The organism is Bradyrhizobium oropedii, assembly GCF_020889685.1.
Classification (GTDB): Bacteria; Pseudomonadota; Alphaproteobacteria; order Rhizobiales; family Xanthobacteraceae; genus Bradyrhizobium; species Bradyrhizobium oropedii.
Genome location: NZ_JACMYO010000307.1, coordinates 1 through 6172 on the forward strand (window position 1 = coordinate 1; position 6172 = coordinate 6172).

Genomic DNA, 6172 nt, shown 5'->3' on the forward strand with positions numbered 1-6172 from the left:
TGCAACATTTGGGCGCGAGTCTGAGCCTTCTCGACGAGAAGGTGATTCGCGATGACCCACCGACCGCTTCCAGGTCGCGTTGCGTATCGACCCCTGCCGACGTTGGCAAATCCACCCGGCCATCCCACGGCTGGCATTCCGCGCCTGTGGCCGAATCTATCGACCGCGACGCAAACCCAGGTTGCTCAAACGATCGCCGCGCTGATGCGGCGAATGCGAGCGATTCCCGGCACGCCCGGAAGGGGACTGGGTCGTGCTGATCAGCTCGAACATCGCTGACGAGCGGCTCACGACTGCGCACCGAGCCAAGTTGGCCTATGTCTCGTGCGGCAGTCATCCGTGAACCAGGTGCGCCAGCATCAGGAGAGCACCGAGCTACAGTACCGCCTTGTCGATCGTGCCATCGGTCTGGGCTGGCCGCCTGAGCGCGTTCAGGTGATTGACGAAGACCTGGGCAAGTCCGGTGCTGGCGGCGTGGATCGTCATGGTTTCCAGAAGCTCATTGCCGAGATCGGCCTTGGCAATGCCGGTCTTGTGGTGAGTCTCGACGCTTCTCGCTTGGCCCGCAATACCCGCCGCATCAGAACCCCATGCAAGACCAATATTAGGAATTCCCTCCACAACTGAGTACAACTGAGTAATGAATTGCCTGTCGTCGTTGGAGACTCGAAGCACATCGGTTTTTCCAAGTTCGATGATTTAGGTCTCAGAAAAGCCGAGCTACTGGTCACGAGATCTGAAAGCTCAGAACTTTGCCCGTGGCCGGCGTATATGCGTTGTACGCGGGCTTTCTTAATGGTGAAGATCAGTTTCGGGCCGAAGCATCACGTCGACTAGTCTCTACCTCGCACTTCCGAGGGGCTGCATATGATCGGCACAAGCTCCCGGGCCCATATCAACATTAACTAGAGAGGCGGGACGGCGAGCACGACTGTTGCCAGAATGGTCCACTCGATTCTTGTCAAGGCGGCTGTGGCCGAGATCCTTGGGCTGCATGACGGCGACAACGGCCTTGAAGATGGCGCCTCGCCCGTCCCCGGTCGCTGACTTCGGGCGGCGGCCGCAAAAGAGCAACACAGGTCACGGCACCGGCGCGGCAGTCGCTCCGTATTGTTTCACGATTGCCTCGCAGCGTGCCGAAATGCCGTCCAGCATCGCGTCGAGCACCGGTTCTTTCAGTCCACCGGCCCGCGCTTCCTTCACGACGTCGCTCAGCGCGTGCGGTATCTTCTCAGCGAGCGCGACCAACCGCGCGATCATCTCGTCGGGATCCATCTGCATAAGCTTCGCCTGGCGCGCCCAATGCCGCGGCTGGATTTCGGAGAACTTGTAGTAGCCACCGATCTTCATAGCCATCCGCAGCCTGCGCCGCTCGTGTTCGTCGTCGTCGTAGGGCACGAAGCTCAGGACGTCGTACATCGGCGCGAGATACATCTTTCGCCCCGGAAGATGGACGACCGAGAAGTTCTTCGCGTGGGCGTCGGTACCGAGCACCAGGAAGTTGAACGCGATCATCTCGGCGAACCTCGCCTTCTCCGCCTCAGGATCGGTAGCATAACGCAGCACTTCGTTGGAGATCTGCTCGATCGAGGGACCGCCTTCGCTCTGGTACTTGGTGGCGGGATGCACACCGAGCGCCTGGCACATGTCCTCCTGGTGAAAGCGTCGGACCACTCCGTCGGTACCGATCTCGCGGTCGTATCTAGTAACGACGATCGCGATCTCTTCACCGAACTTTCCGACCTTCACTTCGGCTGACGTGATTCCTACGCGGCTCGCCAGACGCAGGCATGCGTATTCGTTCTCGATCGTGCCCCGGAGGTGAGGCATGGGCGGCTTGAGGATATGCGTGGTCGCGCGGCGGCCGCTCGGTACGCCCCACCTCCTTCCGTCGAACAGCAAGGCCATTTTTGGCTGCGCGCCGGCGAGGCTGAAGTGCCCCCGATCGCTGTCGCGACGTCCCGTCCACGTCCTCTCCTCGCGCAGGCGCTTGAGGCGGTTTGCGACCTCCGCTTCGTCTATCCACTGGACCTCAGCGGGCGAGCCGGCATTGGCGGCCATCCATTCGTCGGTAACGATCTGGATCGCGCCGGCGCAGTCTTCTCCGACCTTGGACAGCAGAGCGAACGCGCTGTTCGGCGATACGCCGTAGATCTGCCCCCACTTCTGCAGAGTCTGGTCATTGTCCGGAAGCAGATTCCAGAGATAGTTGGTCACCTCGGCGCCTGAGTGCTTCTTGGCAGCGAGAGGCAGGGACATAGAGAGCGGAATCTGGATCCTATCCGCCGCGAGCCAGCGGTCGGCATACGCGAGGCCGAGTACGCCGCTATCCATCTGCTCGAGGCGACCGATCGGGACGCCGCCCATCAAAACATTCAGGAATTTGCTCATCGGCCCGGTCCTTTGAGGAAGCTTGGCTCGTCCAGCGCGAGGTCACCGGTGTCCAAGGATTCGTCCCGAACGGACTTTGGAAAGCTGTCGATGCTCAGATTCACCCCCAGAATGGCCATCGCCTTGAGGACCGTCCCGAGGCTTGGGTTCTCAAGGCGGCCCGTCTCGAACTGGGAGATCCATTCCTGATTGGTTCCGAGCTTGACGGCGAGCTGCTTCTGGGTCAGCTTTCGCTCCTGGCGGGCCTGTCTCATGGCCAGTCCCACATCGTTGATTCTCTTCAAAATCATGGATGTCTCCTTTATTAGTTTTAGGAAATATAATAGGGATATGAGTTATACGCAATATTGCCGAAGTATTGGTTTTATCTCATAATCCAAAAATATGCCTTAAAACTAATATCGAAAACTAAGTTTCTTACCCGCGAAAAAGCTGGCGGCCGAGCCTGGCAGGAGATGTTACCGTTGTGACTTGAGTCATCTCCTCCCAGCCGCCGAACGAACGCTGCGCACCGACGACCTCGCCCATTTGCAAAGTACAGCAAGGAGCGCTGGGGTACGTTCTTTCAGGCCTCCTATAAGCTCGATTGAAAGACTCCATCTTCGCCCTCGCAAACTGCCTCTCGAGACATCCAAGCCTGCTGGTGAGCATCGAGGCCGCGCCAGAATTGGCGCCGTCGTCCCTAATATGACAGCTCGCGCCTTGCAGCGTCGACCGCATGCGTGGGGACACGATCTTGATCAGCATGAGCTTATCGTTCGATGGTGCTGCGATCTTTGGCGAGTCATTGCACGAGGAGCTCCGGTGAGCCGATCGAGGGTCCCCCAATGTTGCTGAGCACTGCTGATCCCTCTGCCGCGAAACAGGGGATCGACCTTGTGAAGGCTTGAGCGCTCAAATCGATGTCGGTGGCATACCATCACCAAGGAGGCCGGGTTTTCAGCTCCCGGAACGAATCGCTCGACCTGTCCGCCGGCTGCACTTTGATGGCATGCCACCGGTCATGGAGCTGATCAGCAGTCCAACTCGGGCAATGCGCAGTGTTCGAACCGGATGTACTCCCAGCCGGCGGCGACCATGGCCGGCGCCGTTCGCCGATCCAGCACGAGGTCCGGATGGTCGTCCTTGCGCCCGCTCAGGGCGGTGTCGCACATGCTCGCTCCATCCATCGCATCGGGCGGCGGCGTTGCGTCGGATCGAACCGACGGCAGCGCGCGCACGCCGCCATCTCCCGCGCGTTCAGGCCTGCGCACGCTGGCCTCCCCCCACAGCGTCGCTGCGGTAGCGGCTGGTCGAGGTCTGGTAGTACTGCGCGCGGATGGCCGCGATGGCTTCGATCAACGGTGCCCACGGCGCAGGAAAGCATTCTTCCGCCATCACCCGGTGCAACATGCGCGTATAGCCGGCCAGCTCGTCGTTGAGGAACTCCATCACAGGCATAGTCGGATAGCGTTCTAGCAGCAGGATCGCCGCGTTGTCGGCCTCGCCGCCCGACCTGTCCTTGTCGAGTCCATGCAGATCGTTCTGCAGGCGCCCTATTGCGGAGATGAGCCGCAGGACCTGGCGAAACGCCGGACGCTCGCGCAAGGTCGCCATGTCCAGCCCCCACAGCAACGACAGGCAACAGAACACGTTGGCGTAGGCGATCGAATCGGTGCCGTTGTGCAGGTACTCGGCGTAGGACCAGCGTTCCGCCCCTGCCGCCTGCGCGTGTCCGGCGCGCAGCGCCGCGCAGTAGCGCCGGGTATCGTCGAGAAGCTGAGCATAGTCGCGAGGATCGTAGGCGAGCGCGGCCAGCGATGCGCGCAGCACGGCGCAGCCCTCGAATCCGGGGAGCGCGCACGGCACACCCTGCCCCAGCGCCTGTTCTACCGCGGCGAGCTGCTCCGGCGCGATCAGGCCAAGGTCGTTGCAATCGTCGAGCCAGAACAGCAGCGCCAGTTCGCGATAGAACGCCACGGTCAGCGTTTCGTCCTGCGGATCGCGGCCGGTGCGGGCGCTGGTGTCGCGCAGGCTTGGATGGATGCGCTGCAGGATGTACTGGCCGCCCCTGACCGCTTCCACGGCATGCTCGTCGGCGAACCCGGTCAGGAAACGCCCCCACTCCAGCACCTGCTGCAGCGCGCGTTCGGTCTGGATCATGGCGCTGCTCCTGCTCTCTCGGCCATGACGCGCCGCCCCCAACGAAGCGCTAGCCACAAGCCGGCGAGTTCGGCCACGCGCACGACCCGGGTGGGGCAATACAGTTCCTTGCCGATCCACAGCGGCGTCCGCGGCAATGCATGCGCCGCATGGCGAGCAAGCATCCACTCCAGCGCACGCCCCACCGCCTGCGCGATGCGCCGGCGCCCTATAGGCTCTTCGCTGCCGTCCATCACGTGCAACGCGAACAGCGCATAGGCGGTTTCCTCGAATGTGGACGCGCGACCGGCACCCCAGCCGCCATCGTTGCGCTGCGCCTGCAGCAGCGCCGCCAGCGCGCGCTCGTCGCGCCACCGGGGCTTGCCTTGCGCCAGCGCAGCGACCGCATGCGCGGTGGGATACAGCCACGAAACGTGCCATTTTTCGTTGCCCCATAGACCGTGCGGGTTGCGATTGGCCTCGACGTAGGCGCTGGTGCCGGCAGCGGGCTTTCCCAACAGTCGCAACGCATGCAGGGCATGGATGTTGGTCGACACCGAGGCATTGCGCTCGCCGGGGAAGGTGACGAACAGCTCGCCGATTTCGAAATGACGCAACGCATCGACCGCCGGGTCGCGGCCTGCAAGGCGCAGGACGCACAATGCAACGGCGGTGTCGTCCGCATCGGCCGCGAAGTGCAAGGCCGGGCCCAGACCGCGCACGCCCAGGCGGGCGTCGAGCTGCGCGACGATCACGCGCACCGCCTCGGCGAGCGCGGGATGCGCGAACAGCCCGGCCAGATGCAGGGTGTACAGCGACCAGCATGGCTCGAACACATTGATCGGCCAGACGTTAGGAACGACACCTTCGATGCCGCTGCGCGTCGCCCGCGATGCCGCCTGCAGGTACGCGTCGCGCGCCCGACCTTCGGCATGCTCCCCTGTGTCACGGCGTGCACACGCCACGCGGCGGTGGCCGCCGGACTGATGCCGATGCTGCCGTCGTCATCCGGGCATGCGGTGGTCGGCGACGTCCCCCAGGCTTCCCAGGAGTGCAGCAACGGATGGCCGCTCGGCAACGTCGCCACCGCCCCCAGCTTGACCAGGCGCGCTTGCCGCAACGGAAACAGCGCCGGGTGGCGCGGAAACGCCACGCCGCCCAGCAAGGATGAGGCCTCGCCGCAAAGCTGCGGCAGGATCAGCTCCGCGCCGATCGGCGCGTCTTCCGGCACCGCATGCGCGTAAGGATCGGGCTGGCGCTGGAGGAACCGGGTTGCAGCCTGGACTGCGTCGGCAGCGCCGGGAAGAGGATCGGCACGCTGCAATGCCAGCAACGCCGCCCATGTGGGCGCATGGCGGAACAGCGGGAAGTCCGCGTTTCCCCATCCGCCATCGGCCTGTTGCTGCGCGATGAGCCACGCGTATGCGTCCTGCCGACCGGTGACGTTGCCGTGGAACTGCAGAGCTCGCGCCGTGTCGTAGACGGACGGACCGACGCTGCCGCCATCGCTCATCTCGCTCAGCAGGTGGCGCAATTCGGAAAGGATCTGTTCGGACAGCGCGTGCACGCGGGATGTTCCTTCTGCAGGCGGTTGACGAGAAGCAGGATCGGCGGACGCCGCGCACGTCGCCGCAGGCCCGTCGCGGCCCGGCGCATGGCG

The 6172-nt window shown here is 63.4% G+C and carries 4 protein-coding genes and 2 pseudogenes; 1 reads left to right on the forward strand and 5 read right to left on the reverse strand.

Going from position 1 to position 6172, the window contains the following annotated elements; genetic code table 11:
* Positions 1-348 precede the first annotated feature (348 nt).
* On the forward strand, positions 349-627 hold the full coding sequence (locus H8A95_RS41115) for a recombinase family protein (protein ID WP_229172062.1): 279 nt from the start codon (positions 349-351) through the stop codon (positions 625-627).
* 453 nt (positions 628-1080) lie between these two features.
* Here the strand turns inward: H8A95_RS41115 and H8A95_RS41120 are convergent, their stop codons facing one another.
* The 5 genes and pseudogenes from H8A95_RS41120 to H8A95_RS41140 form a co-directional block, all read right to left on the reverse strand.
* Entirely contained in the window at positions 1081-2367 is a 1287-nt protein-coding gene (locus tag H8A95_RS41120) for a type II toxin-antitoxin system HipA family toxin (protein WP_229188192.1), read from the reverse strand.
* A 20-nt stretch (positions 2368-2387) separates the two neighbouring features.
* Positions 2388-2681, reverse strand: coding sequence for a helix-turn-helix domain-containing protein (locus tag H8A95_RS41125; RefSeq protein WP_229172060.1), 294 nt, complete (start codon positions 2679-2681; stop codon positions 2388-2390).
* A gap of 729 nt (positions 2682-3410) precedes the next feature.
* A pseudogene (locus H8A95_RS41130) lies at positions 3411-3602 on the reverse strand (type 2 isopentenyl-diphosphate Delta-isomerase); the annotation flags it as partial.
* Positions 3603-3630: 28 nt separating this feature from the next.
* On the reverse strand, positions 3631-4533 hold the full coding sequence (locus H8A95_RS41135) for a terpene synthase family protein (RefSeq protein ID WP_229172059.1): 903 nt from the start codon (positions 4531-4533) through the stop codon (positions 3631-3633).
* Positions 4530-6079 (reverse strand): annotated as a pseudogene (locus H8A95_RS41140) (hypothetical protein). The gene H8A95_RS41135 and the pseudogene H8A95_RS41140 overlap by 4 nt, the downstream one beginning before the upstream one ends.
* Between the last annotated feature and the right edge of the window lie 93 nt (positions 6080-6172).